This window comes from Streptococcus sp. 20925_1_24, from assembly GCF_041432335.1.
Classification (GTDB): Bacteria; Bacillota; Bacilli; order Lactobacillales; family Streptococcaceae; genus Streptococcus; species Streptococcus mitis_BM.
The window spans coordinates 68340-87132 of the sequence record NZ_JAPVZM010000006.1 but is presented as its reverse complement, the minus strand read 5'-3'; the positions used below and the strand labels follow the sequence as shown (position 1 = coordinate 87132).

Sequence of the window (18793 nt, the reverse complement as noted above, 5' to 3'; positions counted from 1 at the left end):
ATTTATTGTTTAAAGTTCTGAAAGATCTATAATGAAATTAGCCATCTAGTATCCAAAAACCGACTAGCTCCTATGAACTAGTCGGTTTCTCATCAATGCGCCAACATTTCTTGGGCGATTTCTTGTCCAGATAGGTTATCTGGGTAGTAGGTTGGCCAGTTGTCCATTTCTTCAAAGAGGGCTTCTTGGCTTGTTCCTCCAAAGAAGATATGGAAATGTTCTGCCTTAACTGGGGCGATATTGTGGTCACTAAACTGAACATACTTGAACTGTCCGGCATCAGCATCTGTGGCTTCAAAGAGGAAGCGCACGCCACGATTTCCTTTCTTATAAGTCAAGATTTTCTTACCAACATACTTGTAGGTGAATTTCTTACTTTGTCCACCTTGAACAAATTCCATAGTATTATCAGTAATGTTAATCTTAGTGACATCTGTCTGATAGCCTTTTGTATAGTAAGCCTTGTACTCAGCCTGAGTCATCTTACCAGTCAACTTAGCCTTGTAGTCAAAGACTTGATCCAACGTGCCATCTTCAAGGAAAGGATAGACTGATTGCCAGTTACCTACATAGTCACTCAAAGTGCGGTCCTTGACGTCTGCATCCTCAAAGTAACCATTTTGAACTGTCTTGGTATCCTCTGTCTTTTCAGGCTCGATAGCTGGACCTTCTTGATCTGTTGTTTGTTTCAAAGCTTTGAGGTTTTTCTCCATGATAGAGATGTAATTTTCTCCAGCCTTGGTGTCCTCTTCTGTCAGACTTTCTAAAGGATTGAGAACATCTGTTTTGATACCTGCCTCTTTTGAAAGTGTATTAGCAAGGGCTTGTGAGGCATTTTCCTCAAAGTAGATATAGGCGATTTTATTTTTCTTGACGTACTCTGTCAATTCTGCCAAGCGAGCTGCTGATGGCTCTGCATCTGGAGAAAGGCCTGAGATTGCGACTTGTTTGAGTCCATAGTCCAAGGCAAGATAGTTAAAGGCTGCGTGTTGCGTTACAAAGCTCTTTTGTTTGGCTTGAAACAAGCCTTCTGCATAAGCCTTATCCAAGGCTTGCAATTTTTCGATATAGGCAGCAGCATTCTTCTCAAAGGTCTCTTTTTTATCCGGATAATCTGCTGATAGGCTATCACGGATGTGCTCTACAAGTTTAATAGCACGAACTGGTGATAACCAAACATGGGGATCGTACTCATGGTGATGACCTTCTTCGCCATGGTCATTGTCTCCCTCTTCTTCCTCGCCACCTGGCAAAAGCAACATATCGCCTGTCGCCTTGATGGTTTTGACCTTTTTCTTATCCAAGGTATCTAGCAATTTAGGAACCCATGTTTCCATATTTTCATTTTCATAAACGAAGGTATCTGCGTCTTGGATTTTGGCAACTGCCTTGGCAGACGGTTCATATTCATGGGGTTCTGTACCAGCACCGATGAGGAGTTCTACATTAGCAGTATCTCCTGCGACTTGCTTGGTAAATTCATAGACAGGGTAAAAGGTTGTCACGATATTGAGTTTGCCATCTGCCTGTTTTTGATTGGAACAAGCCGCTAAAAACAAGGCACATAGACTGGCTAGCAATAAGCTAATTTTTTTCACATTAGTCTCCTATTTGATAAAACGTCTTACTAAACTAATGAGTAAAAAGACAGTTACAAAAATAATAGTAATACTTGCGCTTGCAGGTGTTTCTGCATAGTAGGAAATGTAAAGACCTGCTACCATTCCCAAAAATCCAATAGCACTGGCAAGCAGCATAACCGATTTAAAGTTTTTCCCCAGACGCAGGGCAATACTAGCTGGCAAGACCATAATGGTCGACACCAAAAGAGCTCCTGCTGCAGGAATCATAAGAGCAATGGCCACCCCTGTAACCATGTTAAAAAGAATAGACATGGTACGAACGGGCAAGCCATCCACAAAGGCCGTATCCTCATCAAAGGTCAAAATGTACATCGGACGAAGGAAGAGGAAGGTCAAAATCAAAACAACCGCCGCAATGACAAAAAGGGAAATGACCTGTTCTTCGCTGATAGTCACGATGGAACCAAAAAGATACTGGTCCAAACTCATAGAACTAGAACTTTTGCCCTTGCTCATAACAATCAGAGAAACAGCCAGACCCGTTGACATGAGGATAGCTGTCCCGATTTCCATAAAACTCTTATAAACTGTACGGAGATACTCTAGAAAGATCGCCGCAATCAAGACAATGGCAATAGTAGAAATAGTTGGAGAAATCCCTAGTACCAGACCAAAGGCTACACCTGAAAGAGAGACGTGGCTGAGGGTATCACTCATCAAACTCTGACGGCGCAAGATAAGGAAGGTCCCCAATACCGGCGAGAAAAGACTCATGGCAATAACGGCCAGAAAGGCGCGTTGCATAAAGTCATAAGATAACAAACTAAGCATGGCCCACCTCCTGATCATTCTCATGAACGTTGAAACAACGCCATGGCGAGTCTTGGTTACGGACTAGATGAATATTGCGATCCGCATAGTCCTTAACTTCTTCAGGGTCATGGGTAATCATCAAAACAGCCTTACCATGATGATGGGCGCTGTGGTGCATGAGTTCGTAAAATTCATTTTTACTTCCTGCATCCATCCCCGTTGTCGGCTCATCTAGGATAAACACATCTGGGTCCGAAGCAAACATACGCGCAATCACCGCTCGCTGCTTTTGTCCTCCAGATAGAGACCCCAAGCGTTTGTCTCGGTGTTCCCACATACCAACTGAGTCCAGACTAGCCTTGATATGCTCCTCATCATGAGCATTCAAGCGACGAAACCAGCCTTTTCGCGGATAGCGACCCGACTTGACAAATTCATAGACCGTACTTGGAAAACCCGCATTAAAACTGGCAATCTGTTGAGGAAGATAGGCTATTCTCAATTTCTTACCCTGCGTATTTGTCTTTGAAATAGTCACCTTGCCAATGCGTGGTTGGAGGATTCCAAGACTGGCCTTGATGAGTGTCGTCTTAGCCGCTCCATTTTCCCCAGTCAAGGTAACAAATTCCCCACTATCAACACTATAATTGATATGTTCAAGAACAGGTTCCTTATCATAATAGAAGGACAAATCCTCTACCGTAATATATCTCATTATTTGATTTCTCCTACTAAAGCAGTCAAAAACCGCTGAATAACTTTTTGTTCATTTGGAGTAAACTGAGTCGCCACTTGTTCATAGGTTAAAAGTGTATGCTCATGGTGATGATGGTGCTCCTCAGCGATTGGACGAGCCAAATCAGTCAACTGATAAAAAATCACACGCGCATCTTTAGGATCTTTAGATGTTTCCAACATCCCTTCCTTGACCAAAGACTTAATGGCCTTGGTAACTGCCGCCTGACTGACATTGAGACGACGAGCCAACTCTGAATTTGTTAAAGATTCCTCCGACAAGAGCATGAGGATATGCTCCTGGGTATTGGTCAGAGCTACCTTGCTAGTGCAATGACCTATTAGGATTTCATGTTGGTTTTCCGCCTGCAAAATCACCTCATTCAAAAAGCCATCGATATCCTTCGCTAGCTGTCTCATATCTGACTCCTTTCCTTTTGGACTTCTCTTTTTTAAGAGAAAAATACTATTCTTTGGAATTTTGTTTACCAGTTAATTATATCACAAGCAAAAAAAGAGTCAAGAAAAAACGTGAAAATAGGCTTCATTCTTGAACTCTTCTATATTATGATCTATTGAAATTCTTTGATATCTCCATCATAAGTCGCCCAATCTTTGCTGAAAAAGCGCTCATTCAGATGGTAAGTCGGAGCTGGTGTGGGATTGGATAGGAAAGGATAAACTGCCTTGTCAAAAGCCAACCAACCCAACCAACCAAGATGAATGGTGTCCTTCATAAAGAAAGGCTCCCCGCCGTCCTTAGAAAAATCTGCTATATTGGTAAACCCTTGACTTTCTAACTGGTAGCGAATCTTCTGCACCGTTTGTTGGTACATATCCTCTCGTAAACCAGCGTAGTCCATCCATTTTTTATTAACAGGTGGAATGATAAAAATCGGGTTGACCTTAGATTTAGAAAACTGTGTTAAAACCAACTGCAAGTCATTATATTCTGGCGACTTGAGATAGGTAAAGCTTTTCTGAGAGTCCTTTAATTTCTTCAAATCCTTCTTAATCTGCGTATTATAGAAATAATTTTCCATTCCCAGATCATTATTGGAAGTATTCTTTTCAGCATCTGCTTTAACGACATCTTCTATAGCTTGATAAGAAAACTGGTCTGGCAAGGTCTTTAAATACTTAACTACATGCTTATCGTAGTTGACATAGCCTCTAACTGAAAACTGACCAAAAAAGGAGGCTTGGCGTTCATTAAACCGAGCCAATAATTCAATCATTTCATTGTCTGCTGTCGACAATTCTTCTTTACTTGCCAACTTCTGAACCAAATCCTTCATAGCTACGTTGGGAAACTGCTGTAGTAAGCGAGTCGCCGCATATTGGCTAGCCTGATCTCCAGATTGATGTTCCAGAAAACTTGTCAACTGGTCTCCATTAAAATACTGCTGGAAGGCTGCTGGCTCATAGCCATTTTTACTGAACCACTGAGGTGAGATAACATACACAACTTGTTTATTCTCCAGTTGTGGCAACATCTGTTGCATTCCAAAATACTGGTTAAGCGATGCAGCTCCCCTCTGTCCTAAAAGATAAGGACGGTAGGAGCGATTGTATTTCTCAGCTAATACCGCAGGATGAGCACCATCAAAACGAAGCCATTCACTAGAGCCAAAGAAGGGAACAAAACGCATATTTGGATCAGATAGTGCTCTGACTTTTTGACTTCGCTCCTTAAAACTATCGATAGTAGTAGCCACCGCTGAACGCTTTTCAGCTCCTAGATTATGACGCATCTCAGTAGGATAAAAGAAAATGAGCAGAAAAACCAACAAACCAGCTATCAAGACCGGTCCGAAGATCATCCATAAGCGTTTAAGCATTTTGTAGCTCCACAATACCAGCTATGATTTTATTGGCCGTATTCCAGTCATCACGACCAAACTCTGTTACAGGGACGCGAATGTCAAAACGGTTTTCAATCTCCACAATCAACTCAACCGTGCCCATGCTATCCAAGACACCTGCATCAAAAAGATCTTCATCCATCATGTCAGAAACATCTTCCATAAACAACTCATCAATAATTTCGATAACTTCTGATTTGATATCCATATTTTATTTCCTTTATTTTTTAAACCATAAATCATTCAAAAATCCAGAAAAGATTAAGAATGACAGCATGACGACATGGAAGGTGATAACCATGCCAAGCAACTGAATCCAGCGATTCTCAGGTAGAGCAGGCTTCCCTGCTTTTTTCCGTTCCTTATTGAGCGTTTTTTTCTTACGAACCCAAGCGTCATTGATGACCAGTCCAATCCCATGAAAGAGCCCATAGGCGATGTAGTACCAGGTCACACCGTGCCAAAATCCCATAATCAGCATATTGACAATGTAGGCCACACTTGAGGTTACATTGCGATTCTTAAAGACCTTCTTTCTGGTCAATACCATGACCATTCGCATAAAGACAAAGTCACGGAACCAGAAAGAGAGACTCATATGCCAACGATTCCAAAATTCCTTCAAATCCCTTGATAAAAAGGGCTTGTTAAAGTTGATAGGGCTACGGATTCCCATCAAATTTGAAATGGCTAAGGCAAACATAGAATAACCTGCAAAGTCAAAGAAAAGCTCCAGACCAAATGTATACATAACTGCCAAGGCATAGAGGTTAAAGAAGCCACCTGACTGCAAGGCTAAATTCTTCAAAGGAGGCAACAAGGTCTCTCCTAAAACATGAGCTAGGATAAACTTATACAAAAAGCCCCACATGATATAGCGAACAGATTCATCCAGCATATCCATCAACTCATCTCGCTCAGGAATGGTCTGGTAATTTTCATTAAAACGCTTAAAGCGATCGATTGGACCACTTGAAAAAGTCGGCATGAAGAGAAGAAAGCGGAGGAATTCCCAGAAGGTAAAATCCTTAATCACTCCATCTCTCAGCTCTATGATAATTCCAACCGAACGAAAGGTCAGGTAAGAAATTCCCAAGAACCCAAGCAAAGACTGCGTTCCATTGATAGCTGGCTGCACCTTGACAAAGATAATCGGAAGTAGGGACAGAAAACTAACTAAGTAGAAGACCCACTTGCCATCCTTGCTTTTTCGATAATGCTTGTAGAAAAGCAGGAGCAATATTTCCCAACAAAGGTAAATACCCAAGGCAGCTAGTTGATTGGTCTTCCCACCCACCAACATGGTGACGATAAAGAAGAGGCTAACCAGCACTTCATACCAGGCAAAGCGTTTCTTGAAAAAGAGACCGATAAAGATGGGCAAGGTTGCAGCAATCACATAGACAAAATACTGAGGATTGCCATATGGCTCTAAATGAGGAAGCTGTTGAAAAAACTCCATCATCTCTTATTCACCTCGTTAATCAATCCTTTGATGTCAATCTTTCCATTTGGAGTCAGTGGCAAACTGTCTCGGTAAAGAAATTTAGACGGCATCATGTAGGACATCATGATGTCTGTCAAATCTTCCTTGATGGCCTTGGTAATATCGATATCACGCTCAAACTGCTCACGAACACCGTCTTTTAAGATGACATAGGCCAGTAGATTTTGTACCTTATGGTCTTTATTATAACGTGGGACAGCGACAGCAGAATCGATAAAGCGAGACTTGTTGAGGTTTTGAGAGACATCTTCTAACTCAATGCGGTAACCGTTGAACTTAATCTGGAAGTCCATGCGTCCGCCATAGAGAAGTAAGCCTTCATCTGTCATGGTTCCCACATCACCTGTGTGATAGGCTGGCAGACCTTCAAATTCAAAGAAGGCTTCCACTGTTTTTTCAGGATTATTCATATATCCTTTTGAAACAGCTGGTCCAGAAACAATGATTTCTCCCTGTTCGCCATTGGGCAGTTTATTTCCTTCCTCATCAATGATAAAGGTTGGAGAATCAGCCTTGGTATAGCCGATTGGTAGACGTTTGAGAGTCGCCAACATCTCGTCTGTCACAGCAACAGCTGACAGAGCCACTGTCGCTTCTGTTGGACCGTAGGCATTGATGATACGGGCATTTGGGAAACTCTCGCGCAGTTTTTGAGCTGTTTTGACCGTCAATTCTTCACCATCAAAGTAGAAATGCGTGATTCCTGGCATTTTCTCGCTGTTAAAGTCTTCAGACAACATGGCCATATCTGCAAAAGAAGGCGTTGATGTCCAGATAGCGATTGGCAATGAAAAGATGGTCGTAAAGAGTTGCTTAAAGTCCTGAGTAATAGCCGAAGGAAGAGCGAAAAGCGTACCACCAAGTGCCAAGGTCGGTGCCCAGTACATGACAGACAGGTCAAATGAATAAGGTGGCTGAGCCAGCATTTGCGGACGACTTGGCGTCGCAAATTCCTTATCCGTAATCATCCAGTTGGTAAAGCTAAGGAGGTTATCATGGGAAATCTGCACTCCCTTTGGCTTACCAGTCGTACCAGAAGTAAAGATAATGTAGTAATTATCATCGCCCTTGACTGGATGCGTGATCTCATAGCTAGTCCCTTGAGCAAAGGCTTCTTGAACCTGAGCTAGAGTTATCATTGGCGTAGAAACCTGCTCCAATGGAAAGTCTGAGATGGCAATAATCAAGCTTGGCTCTGCCACTTCTAAAATAGCCGAAACTCGCTCCAAGGCCGAATGACTATCAATTGGAATGTAGGCATGTCCTGACTTAGTCAAGGCTACAAAAGTTGCCAACATTTCATATTCTTGGCCACCAAAAACGACCACAGGAGACTTCTCAGGCAAGCCTAGTTGGTCAATGGCTGTAGCTAAACTATCCGAATTAGCCTTTAAATCTCCATAAGTGTATTCCTGATCCAAAACATTGTAAACAGGATAGTTAGGCTGTGTCTGAGCAAAATGCTCAATGGTTTCAATCATATCTACTATTGGTTTATTTGACACAATAGGGATTCTCCTTCAAGTTAAAATTCATTATAGATAAAGCTTCCTTGACCCTGACCAAGATAGCTAAAGAAGTAAAGCAGCCCTAGAAAGATAAGAAAATACAAGGCTGTCCGACCAAGAAAGAGGTACAATTCTTTTCTCTGTTTCATCAAGAAAAACCATTCATTTCTGTAATTTTTCGCTAAAATAAGAGTGATTCTTACTAGCTTATTTTTCTACCATTGTACCACTTTATATAGTATTTTTTCAATTGTTTACCATATATTTTCAATAGATTTCAGCTTATTTTAAGGATTATACGGTTTTTCTATGTATATTTCAAATAGAGTGATCCTGGGCAAAAACTCCATTTCAGGAGACAATGAAGTAAATCTTCTCATAATAAAACGCACAATATCAAGTTTTTTCAACAGCTGATACTATGCGCTTTTCTGATTTTTAAAGACTTCTTACCCGGTCTCTCATTTAAAATAATCTCGTCTGATATAAATTAAAATAGCTTCTATCATCAGACAAATGGCTGATAGCCAAAAACTTATGCTAATACCAAAACTCTCAGTAATATAGCTCATTAGCAAAACAAATACTGAAAATGATAGTGTCGAAATCACTTCAAGAACGGAATAGACATTAACCAAATGATTTTCCTCTACTGTTTCCTGAAGAAATACACTTTCAGTAACTTCTTTTAGTTGCGATAACATACCAACTAAAGCTGAAAATACTAAAAACATCTGTTCGTTTGGAAAATATAGAATAGTCAATGTCACTATTGCCATGGCTACTAGAGGAAAAAGAATACTTTCCCATTTAGCAGCAAGGAACTTTTCAGATAGCCTAAAAGCCATTAAGCCACTAATTATAATACCAATAGAGTATGCTGTATTAGAATATCCCCAGTAACTTTCCGTTTTATTTAATAACTCCGTTACAAAAACAAGCATAATGGAAGAAACCCAAATTGTATTTGAGAAAATTTCAAATAAATTTGCCAATACAAAAAGTCTTAATCTAGGATCTCTAGCAACTAACTTCCAACCTTTGAGTAAAATTTCAAGATTAGTTTCTGACTCTAACACCTCCACTTCAGCCTTAGGAAGAAATAACATCAGAAAGCTAGAAATTATATACAAGATTAAAATGATAAACGTGGTAGGTAACAAACCAATTGTTGCAAACAAGAGTCCACCTAACCCCCACCCCACCAATTGAACGGCTTCACCACTCATTGATAAGGCTGAGTTAGCCTTACCCAAATCGGTCGCATAGCGCGGTACAATAGCATAGGAAACGGGTGCTGCAAAACCATCTAATATGGAAATTGTAACAACAAATAGATAGATCACCAAAGGCGCTACTGATTGCATTACGGTAAACAGTCCTACCAGTATCGCCAATAATATAGTCTTTCCAAATTGGGATAAAGATAAAACCCTATTGAGCGCTATCCTTTTAGTAACTAAAGGAACTAAAAGACTCGCAACAAAAGAGGATATCCCTATTAAAATGGGAACTAGTGACGTGGCAATTACTGATTTTGAAATAATGTATATGTTAGCAATGATTGTTACTCTAAAGAAAATATCTGCTAAATTTGCAAACAATTGAGAGACTAACAACTTAATAAATGAATTAGACATGTAACGCTCCCATAACATAAAAATATTTAACTGATAAATGGTAGACTAGACTTTGTTTGATAACTATTTGACACAAGATTAGGTGGTCAGAAATTGAATTTTTAACATTCCAACTTAGCCATAGTTTTTAGTTTTCACATCTTTAAATCAGCTAAAACAATACGTAATATACATATATATTATATCTAGCAAGATGCCGAACAAGTCTATTTATTTTATTCTATATTTTCCCAAATCAATTACTTGATTATAAACCGTTTCTGAATCAATATGATGAGCAACTTCAATCAAAATGATAGGCAACTGCAAAAGTAACTGGCGCACTTGATATGCATTGTCCTTGTCTAAGGATGATGTGACCTCATCCGCCAACACAATGTCTTTTTGTCGAAGCAGACAGCGAACTAATTCAAGTCGTAAACGTTGTCCACCTGAAATGTTTTCTCCATTATTTACCAGTTGATAATCCAAGATATTGGTGATTTCATTCGTTAAACCAACTTGTTCTAGGCAACAGAGTAATTCTTTATCTGAAATCTCCTGTCCTAATGTTAAATTTTCTCGGATTGTCCCATGTCTGAAAAATGGATTCTGAGAGATATAAGCGATATTCCCTTGATAATGAGTAAATTCTCGACCTGATTTATCACGTACGATAATTCTACCACTATTCGGACTTATCTTTCCTGCTACCAATTGTAGGAGAGTTGACTTTCCGGTACCACTAGCTCCCTTTATTAAAACTTTACTTGGCTTAGTTAGTCTAAGTGACAAATCATAAAAGAGCACTTGCTCTCCAACCTGTTTTGAAACGCCCTCCAAAACTAGCTCAGCTAAAGATTCGACTGTCGGATATGATGTTTCTAAACAAGATTCTTCCAATAATGAAAATATTTTTTCTTTCACTGTTTGCGATCGCTGTATATCAGATATGCTATACATAATTCTTTGAATAGGTCCGCTAAGATTCATTGTAGCTATATACATAGAGACCAAACTAGCTGTTGTTAACTCTATACCACTCTTTTGTAATAAAAGACCAAGTGCAAGAGGTAGTACCTGACTAAGGAATTCTAAAGGACCATTGAAAAAATAAACGACATTACTAGTCCATTCATTTTTCCAACGAGCATTCTCGTAACACTCGTTGTTTTTTCTCATCTTAGCAAAGTTTTCTTTACTAGCACCATAAAAATATATCGTATCTGCTCCCTTAAAAAAATCTCCTACAGATAGATGAAAAGCTTTTTGCATTTCCGAAAAATTTGCACCACTTTTCATTAAACGATTATTCATTACCCATTGAGGTAATGGTCGAAGAAAAGAAAACACGATAAAAACAAGACCAAGCCAAAAATTTTGCACCAAAATAAAAACAATCGTTGTACAAAGTATAAAAACTCTTCCAACTATCATATCCAGGGGTAAAAAGAAGCGATTATAGAGCAGTTCCATATCTTGTGTAACAATTGAAACTTTTTCATCATATACAACGTTTTCTTTCAAAAATAGTTTCTTAATAAGCTGATCTTTTAACCGAATTTGCAGATGACGCTGCAGATTATTACTGACAAAATTTGCTAGCAACATCGTGCTATAAAAAAACAGGTGTAAACACAGGCCATATAAAACAAAGTATGAAATTGTACCAATTGTAAGTTGCTCTTCACGAATATTCAATAGCTTATCCAATAACAATGGCTTTATTAGAGCCATTCCGCTATTCAAAAGCACTCCTATTAAAAAATAGATAAAAATATTAGTTTTAATGTATTTTAGAAATTTCATAAATAAGCCTATCTAAAAGAAAGCGAATAGATATAAAAGCCTCAGTCTAAAAGTTATAAATAAATTAACTCCAACTGAGACTATACAATAATTTAATTAACCTATATATGATGCTGTTTATTAAGAGTGACTACCTCCTGAACTAGACTAACTAAATTTCGATTTATATTTTAAAAATCAATCTAAAACTCATTTCCATCTTCATCGCAATAATGATCACGGAATACAAGTGTATCAAGTTGAGTAGTACTCTTATTTTCAATTACAATCATCTTTTCACCCCCTCTCTTATTGCATCAAGATAATCACAATATTCCTTATTTAACATAAATAATTCTAGATTTTTATCAATTTTCTTTTTTATTTGATTGCATAATGTTCTTTGCTTATTACTTCTATGTTTTGGCGGACAAAATCCTGATTTACAAATTAAAGCAATAGGACACTGCTTACAATCTGAATCCATGTTTAAGTGCCATTTATCAAACTTTTCTTGATTAAACTTACTATGTACACTTCCAAATATATTAGATTTAGAATACAAGGCGACCGTACAAGTTTGAATCACACCCTTTACATTAATTGTATAGTGATTTTTTCTATTTGCATAACAGTTGAACAAATTTGTTATTATACTTCTAGCAGCAGGAACATTATAACCTTTTTTTATGGCAAACTTTGATAATTCAAAACTAGCATCTGAATTAGGTAATGTCACTTTATAATTTTGGGCACGCTCCCCACAACCCCAACTACCTACATTATAAAAATAAAATCTAAATCGTTTATCATGCTTAAAATATTTCCCATCTGAATCTAAAAAAATCTTAACATTATTAAAATTTTCTTTCGATATATTAAATCTTAAATTACAATAAAAATTCAAATTTGAATTTTGTAAACCTTTGATATTCTCGAGTATCTTGATATATGATCCCTTTCCATTACGCAACACTCTTTGAAAATTATGACTTTCCTCATCTCCGTCAATTGTTATCTGAAAATTACTAACTCTATAGTCTAAAATCAACTGATGAATCATTCGTTCATTAAGTAAATATCCATTAGTTGTTATACTAGCAGAATAATCAAGTCCATTTTGAGAGCAAATACTAATAAACTTTTCTGAAAGATTCTTTATCGTTTTTAGTCCCAATAAAGGCTCTCCTCCAAACCATGATACATGTAAAGATTTAAACATAGATTCAGATAATAGTTTTTCTGTAAATTCAACTATCGCAATCTCTGTTTCTCTACTCATTTTTATATTTTCAAATTTTTCATAACAATATTTACATCTAAAATTACAGTCTCCATGTGTTAAAATTGTAAATTCTAACGTCTCCGTTTCACTATTTCTAACATAATCTATTGTATTCTCGAATTCATTTTCTTCTTGAAAATAATTATACTTATTCAAATAATTTTCATATTGTTCCTTAATCTCTAAATCATTTTCCATAACATCTTGTAAATCATTTGTAATGAAAAAAGAATGATTATTTTTACTATTGAAAAATAATTCTCCTGTTTCACTTTTCTTTCTTAAAATATATGGAGATAGAACTTGCATATTAAATACCTCAAAATTCATAATTATGGTGACAACTTCGAAAAATCCTATCGCTCAAATACAATGAACTGATAAAACAACCGTAATTGAAATTTCTAAAGACAATTCTACCAAAATATTATTTCGAGATACTTCCTTTCCCATATCTGCGTATTACTTTTTACTTGCTAAAATTTTTTCTAAGTGCCTTTCATAATTCTTTGCCAAATGGTTACTTCCCGCTAATTTCATTGCTCCAATACACTTCCTCATTTCAATAATTGCTTTACAATCCATCTCTTTTTTATAGCGATATAGATATTGGGCATACTGAAATACCAATCGCTCATAAATTTCAGTTTCAGTGAAAAAGCATTGGTTTAGTCGTTTTTCAAAATACAAAGCATCAAGAAATTTTCCTCTTTCAATACATGTGATATACCCGTTCAATAGCATAGATGAAATCAGTCGTCTATTATTAGGAATTTCTTTATAAAAATCAGAACGTCTAGACATCTCTCTAGCCAAAAGCATGAAGACATCGTGTTTTAGGACATCTAAAGTATTTGAAAAAATCAATAATTCATAGTATCCCCAATATTCAACACTAAAGAGATAGTCAGTTAAATAAGATAAATCATCACCAGAATAATAAGCTTCTCCAGATAAATCTTGTAAACGAATTTTTAATAAAATAATGTTAAGCTTATGAAATTTCTCTTGTTTAGAATCTGACTCCATCTGAGAATAAAGTAGTTTTTTCAACCCATCAACATCATGATTTGATACAAAATGCCTAACCTTTGATAAGAGTTCGTTCAGTTCATCACGATGAAAATCATGAACAGCATACATAAATTCATCAATAGGCATGTTAATTTCATCCAAAATAGCCATAAATTTTGAAATGGTTAAATCAGTCTCTCCCTTTTCAAAACGTGAGAGCTGTGATGTTGATATACCAGCTTTTTCGACATCTTTTAAGCGAAACCCTCTCGATTCTCGAAACTTTTTAAAAATTTCTCCAAATTTTTTCATAGCATCTCTCCAATAAGCATATATGGGAATAGTTTTTAATTTTTAATATTTTAGCATAAAATAGAAGAAAATAAAAGTGAGGTATTTCACATGAAAAAACAAAAACTATTGCCTTTATTATTCCTAATTTTAGGAGGAATTATGATTATCGTTGTTGGCTAGTACTAAGAAGTTAGTTATTAGAATACTTACATCTTCAATCGAAAAAGAGACTGGAAAAAAGTCTTAAAATCAAAAAACGCATAGTATCAGGTGTTGAAAAACTTGATACTATGTGTTTTATTGTGAGAAGATTTACTGTATTTTTTGCTGAAATTGAGCTCTTGCCTAAGCTCTATCAAAATAATTGTTTTCTAATACTCTTCGAAAATCAAATTCAAACCGCGTCAACGTCGCCTTGCCGTATATATGTGACTGACTTCGTCAGTCTTATCTGCAACCTCAAAACATTGTTTTGAGCAACCTGCGGCTAATTTCCTAGTTTGCTCTTTGATTTTCATTGAGTATAAACTAGAAAAGTGAGAATACAAGAACGGCCAAGGCTGCACCGATAACAGGTCCCACAACAGGAATCCAAGCGTAAGACCAGTCTCCGTCTCCCTTGTTTGGAATTGGAAGGATACTGTGCATGATACGAGGTCCAAGGTCACGTGCAGGGTTCAAGGCATAACCTGTTGTCCCACCTAGTGATAGACCGATACCGACAATCAAAGTCCCCACCGCAAAGGTTCCGATACCTGCCTGAAAATCGTAAAGTCCCAAAGCAAAGATTGTCAACACCAAAACAAAGGTTCCAAGGATTTCACTGATCAAGTTAGAAACTGTATCCTTGATGGCTGGCCCGGTACTGAAAGTTGCCAGGATATTACCTGCATTTTCTTCTGCCTCATAGTGAGGTTTGAATTGCAACCAAACCAAAATCTGACCGAGCATAGCCCCTGCGAACTGAGCTAGGATATAAGGGAATACTGATGCCCAAGGCAAACCACCTTTCAAGGCCACACCAATGGTCACAGCTGGGTTTAAATGAGCTGGACTGAGCTTGCCAGATACAAATACTGCAACCGCAACTGCAATCCCCCACCCCATAGTAATCACAATCCAACCTGAGCTGTTGCTCTTGGTTTTAGGAAGAACCACACCTGCAACAACACCATTTCCTAGAAGAATCAGGATTAAAGTCCCCAAAAATTCTCCAAATAATTCATTCATCATCTTTCTGTCTCCATTAAAAAGAAGGGGCGGGCGACAAGGAGTCCTGCCCTCCACCTCTTTTATTTTTTCTTAATTTTTTAATTCTGCTAAATCGTTGTTAGCGAGAGCTGCTTCAACGTCAGCACGGTAAGCTGCTTTTTCTTCTTCTGACCAATCATAGAATCGTCCCATTTCATTCAAAACTGGCTCAACGATGCTATCCAAACTATCACGCATAAAGAGCATGTGGTTGGTACGACGAAGGAGGAAGTCAACTGGGCTCAGAGCCAACTCATTGCGCATTGCATAGTGAAGGGACAAGGTATCTGCCAAGCTGAGTCCTGGCGCTTGTTCCAAGCTGTGAGCAAGGGCAAAGACTTTCGGTGCATTTGAACCGTAAAGATTTGCTAGGTAATGAGCTTCCTTGCTATCCAAACCACGTGACACTCCAAGTTGCGCAAAGGCTTCGATTTCTGAATCCACATTTGCTGGGTTCAATTCCCCACCTGAAACAGGGTAAGTCTTAGAGTTGATGAGTTTAAAGCTGCGGTCAAATTCTGCTTTGAGAATGTCAACCACGCGCTCCATAGCTCCTTCAGCCATCTTACGGTAGTCTGTGATTTTACCACCAGCAAGGGTCAAGAGGCCATTGTCATCTCGGTCCAAGCTCGAACCACGTGAAACTGCAGATGGATCCAAATGTTTCTCAGAGGTACTGCTTTCAAGCTTGCTAACAGCAGCCTCTACATCTTCACGAGTTTTTTCTTTAGAGAGGTAAGATTCAACAGTCGCAATCAAGTTGTTAAAGCTTTCATCACTGATGGTTCCGTTATTTCCTCCATTGTAGTCAGAAGCGCTATTGCCTGCGATCAATGGACGAAGGCCTGCCCAGCTACTTTCGATATCATCAATGGTGATATTGGCTTCTGGGAAGCGGTTGTTGACAATGCCAAGTAGATAATCTACATCTTCCTGCGTCACTTTTGGATGTTCCAAATCACCTGTGTAGTCTGTATCAGTTGTACCAAAGTAAGTCTTGTTTTCACGTGGGAGAACAAAGATCATACGGCCATCACCCAAACCTGTGTCAAAGTAAACTGGCTGTGAAACCTTGATCTTGCTTGAATCCACTACCAAGTGAACTCCCTTAGTTGGACGCATTTGTGAGAATTGTGTTCCCTTATTAGACAAATTGCGTACCTTGTCGCTCCAAGGACCTGTCGTGTTGATAACCAGACGAGCCTTGATTTCAAAGACTTGGTCTGTCAACAAATCACGAGCTACGACACCTGTAATCTTGCCACTTTCGTCAAAGAGGAAGCCTTCTGCCTTCACGTGGTTAGCAATGAGGGCACCGTCTTGGTTGGCACGTTTGATATTTTCAATCACGAGACGCGCATCGTTGTTACGGAAGTCAAGGTAAACCCCACCTCCTACCAAACCTTCTTTCTTCAAGTTTGGCTGACGTTCCAAGACTTCTTCCTTGCTCAAAACCTTGTTTGCAGCTGGTGTGTTGTTAACTCCTGCCAAAAGGTCGTACAAATCCATGGCTACTTTGAGACGGAAGAGGCTAAAGGTCGCTCCATCTTCATCGTAAACTGGCAAGAGCATTGGGTCCGGTTTTGGAATGTGTGGTGCGATTTGTTGAACCACTGCACGTTCAGAAACCGTATCTGATACCACTTCTACATCAAATTGCTTAAGGTAACGTAGTCCTCCGTGAACCAATTTAGTTGAACGGCTGGATGTTCCTTCTGCGAAGTCCTGCATTTCAATCAAACCAGTATCAAGACCACTGGCTGCAGCCTGCAAAGCTACACCAGCCCCTGTGATTCCTCCACCGATAATCAAGAGGTCCAGGGTACGTTCTTGCATTTTTTGAATTGATAATTCACGTGTTTTCTTTGAAAATTCCATATTTACACACTTTCTAACTAAGTCGCTTTATTCTTCCAGTATTAGTCGTCCACTTCCGCAAAGACTTGGGTTGCTTTCACAGCTTTCTTCCAGCCCTTGTAGAGTTGTTCCTTGCGAGATTCGTTCATAGATGGCTCAAAGAGTTCTCCTGTCTCGTTCAAGAGTTTCAACTCATCCAAGTCTTTCCAGTAACCTACTGACAAACCTGCTAGGAAGGCTGCCCCTAGAGCTGTTGTTTCCAAGTTTTTGGCGCGTGCGATATCGATTCCCAAAATATCAGCTTGGAACTGCATGAGGAAGTTATTCATGGCTGCACCACCGTCTACTTTCAAGACTTGGATAGCTGTTTGAGCATCCACTTGCATCGTATCGATGATATCACGCACCTGATAAGCGATAGATTGCAAAGTCGCCTTAATAAAGTCTTCTTTACTTGTTCCACGAGTTAAGCCAAAGACAGAACCGCGAGCGTTTTGGTTCCAGTATGGAGCACCTAGACCTGTAAATGCTGGAACGACATAAACTTCATCATTGTTGTGAGAATCACGAGCGTATTTTTCAGATTCTGGTGAATTTTCAACCATGCGAAGACCGTCACGAAGCCACTGAATGGCACTTCCTGCGATGAAGATAGAACCTTCCAAGGCATAGTAAACCTTGCCGTTAATTCCGTAACCAATGGTTGTCAAAAGATTGTTTTCAGACAACTGCATCTCTTCCCCAGTATTCATGATGATGAAAGAACCTGTTCCATAAGTATTTTTAACCATACCAGGTTCAAAGGCCAACTGACCAAAGAGGGCTGCTTGTTGGTCCCCAGCCATACCTGAGATTGGCACTTGTCCACCATAGAAATGGAATGGCGCTGTCTTACCGTAAATTTCAGAGTTAGAACGAACTTCTGGCAACATAGCCTTAGGAATGTTGAGGATTTCCAAAATCTCATCATCCCATTTGAGTTCTTTAATGTTATAAAGCATGGTACGAGCTGCATTTGAGTAGTCCGTCACGTGAGCCGCACCGTCAGTCAATTTCCAAACCAACCAAGTATCGATGGTACCAAAGAGCAATTCACCCTTTTCTGCTCGCTCTTGAGCGCCCTCTACATGGTCTAAAATCCAACGAACCTTGGTAGCAGAGAAGTAAGCATCAATGATCAAACCAGTCTTTTCATGGAATTTTTCCACATAACCTTGACTTTTTAGTTGTTCAGCCAAAGGAGCTGTCTGGCGTGACTGCCAAACGATAGCATTGTAGATAGGAAGTCCTGTTTTCTTATCCCAGACGACAGTTGTTTCACGCTGGTTGGTAATCCCGATTGCTTCGATTTGATTTGGCTTGACACCACTTTCGATGAAAGCTCCCGCAATAACTGACTGGACGGAATTCCAAATTTCATTGGCATTGTGCTCTACCCAACCTGCCTGAGGGAAAATCTGGGTAAACTCTTTTTGACTCGAGCTGACCTTTTCTCCTTTTTTGTTGAAAATAATGGCACGAGAGCTTGTAGTCCCCTGGTCAATGGCCATGATGTATTTTTCTTGTGACATGTGCTGTCCTCCTGATAAAGATCTTGAGGATGTTTCCTCTTTACACTAACTAGTATACAAAATAAAGCGCTTTCTTGTTCATCAACTTTTTTTAATTTTTAAA

At 38.8% G+C, this 18793-nt stretch carries 16 protein-coding genes; all 16 read right to left on the bottom strand.

The window, feature by feature from the left end:
* Positions 1-92: 92 nt before the first annotated feature.
* A complete protein-coding gene (gene adcA / locus O3650_RS04530) occupies positions 93-1598 on the bottom strand; it encodes a zinc ABC transporter substrate-binding lipoprotein AdcA (protein ID WP_261074655.1) in 1506 nt (501 codons plus the stop codon).
* A gap of 9 nt (positions 1599-1607) precedes the next feature.
* Positions 1608-2414 carry a metal ABC transporter permease gene (locus O3650_RS04525; protein WP_049535472.1) on the bottom strand — a complete coding sequence of 269 codons (807 nt, stop codon included), beginning with the start codon at positions 2412-2414 and terminating at the stop codon, positions 1608-1610.
* On the bottom strand, positions 2407-3111 hold the full coding sequence (locus O3650_RS04520; protein ID WP_001269496.1) for a metal ABC transporter ATP-binding protein: 705 nt from the start codon (positions 3109-3111) through the stop codon (positions 2407-2409). Before O3650_RS04520 ends, O3650_RS04525 begins: the two co-directional genes overlap by 8 nt.
* Entirely contained in the window at positions 3111-3551 is a 441-nt protein-coding gene (adcR, locus tag O3650_RS04515; protein WP_261066449.1) for a zinc-dependent transcriptional regulator AdcR, read from the bottom strand. The genes O3650_RS04520 and adcR overlap by 1 nt, the downstream gene beginning before the upstream one ends.
* Before the next feature lie 152 nt (positions 3552-3703).
* Positions 3704-4972, bottom strand: a complete 1269-nt coding sequence (gene dltD, locus O3650_RS04510) for a D-alanyl-lipoteichoic acid biosynthesis protein DltD (RefSeq protein WP_261074654.1) — start codon at positions 4970-4972, stop codon at positions 3704-3706.
* Entirely contained in the window at positions 4965-5204 is a 240-nt protein-coding gene (dltC, locus tag O3650_RS04505) for a D-alanine--poly(phosphoribitol) ligase subunit DltC (protein ID WP_000351967.1), read from the bottom strand. Before dltC ends, dltD begins: the two co-directional genes overlap by 8 nt.
* 12 nt (positions 5205-5216) lie before the next feature.
* Positions 5217-6461: a D-alanyl-lipoteichoic acid biosynthesis protein DltB gene (gene dltB / locus O3650_RS04500; RefSeq protein ID WP_261074653.1), complete on the bottom strand. Its 1245-nt coding sequence runs from the start codon at positions 6459-6461 to the stop codon at positions 5217-5219.
* The gene (gene dltA / locus O3650_RS04495) at positions 6458-8008 is read right to left on the bottom strand and encodes a D-alanine--poly(phosphoribitol) ligase subunit DltA (RefSeq protein WP_261074652.1); all 1551 of its coding nucleotides are present in this window, start codon (positions 8006-8008) and stop codon (positions 6458-6460) included. Before dltA ends, dltB begins: the two co-directional genes overlap by 4 nt.
* Positions 8009-8028: 20 nt before the next feature.
* Positions 8029-8160: a teichoic acid D-Ala incorporation-associated protein DltX gene (locus O3650_RS04490; RefSeq protein ID WP_000813667.1), complete on the bottom strand. Its 132-nt coding sequence runs from the start codon at positions 8158-8160 to the stop codon at positions 8029-8031.
* A gap of 312 nt (positions 8161-8472) precedes the next feature.
* Positions 8473-9651, bottom strand: a complete 1179-nt coding sequence (locus O3650_RS04485) for a ryptide export MFS transporter (protein WP_203176582.1) — start codon at positions 9649-9651, stop codon at positions 8473-8475.
* Between the two features lie 210 nt (positions 9652-9861).
* Complete coding sequence (locus O3650_RS04480; RefSeq protein ID WP_000670463.1) at positions 9862-11439, bottom strand: ABC transporter ATP-binding protein; 1578 nt, start codon at positions 11437-11439, stop codon at positions 9862-9864.
* A 268-nt stretch (positions 11440-11707) separates the two neighbouring features.
* Positions 11708-13012: a radical SAM protein gene (locus O3650_RS04475; RefSeq protein ID WP_001197959.1), complete on the bottom strand. Its 1305-nt coding sequence runs from the start codon at positions 13010-13012 to the stop codon at positions 11708-11710.
* Positions 13013-13165: 153 nt separating this feature from the next.
* Positions 13166-14029, bottom strand: a complete 864-nt coding sequence (locus O3650_RS04470) for a helix-turn-helix domain-containing protein (RefSeq protein ID WP_000713268.1) — start codon at positions 14027-14029, stop codon at positions 13166-13168.
* Between the two features lie 510 nt (positions 14030-14539).
* On the bottom strand, positions 14540-15244 hold the full coding sequence (locus O3650_RS04465) for an MIP/aquaporin family protein (RefSeq protein WP_000980822.1): 705 nt from the start codon (positions 15242-15244) through the stop codon (positions 14540-14542).
* A gap of 69 nt (positions 15245-15313) precedes the next feature.
* Positions 15314-17140, bottom strand: a complete 1827-nt coding sequence (gene glpO, locus O3650_RS04460; protein WP_060805987.1) for a type 1 glycerol-3-phosphate oxidase — start codon at positions 17138-17140, stop codon at positions 15314-15316.
* 41 nt (positions 17141-17181) lie between these two features.
* Positions 17182-18690, bottom strand: coding sequence for a glycerol kinase GlpK (gene glpK / locus O3650_RS04455; protein WP_000076788.1), 1509 nt, complete (start codon positions 18688-18690; stop codon positions 17182-17184).
* Positions 18691-18793 lie beyond the last annotated feature (103 nt).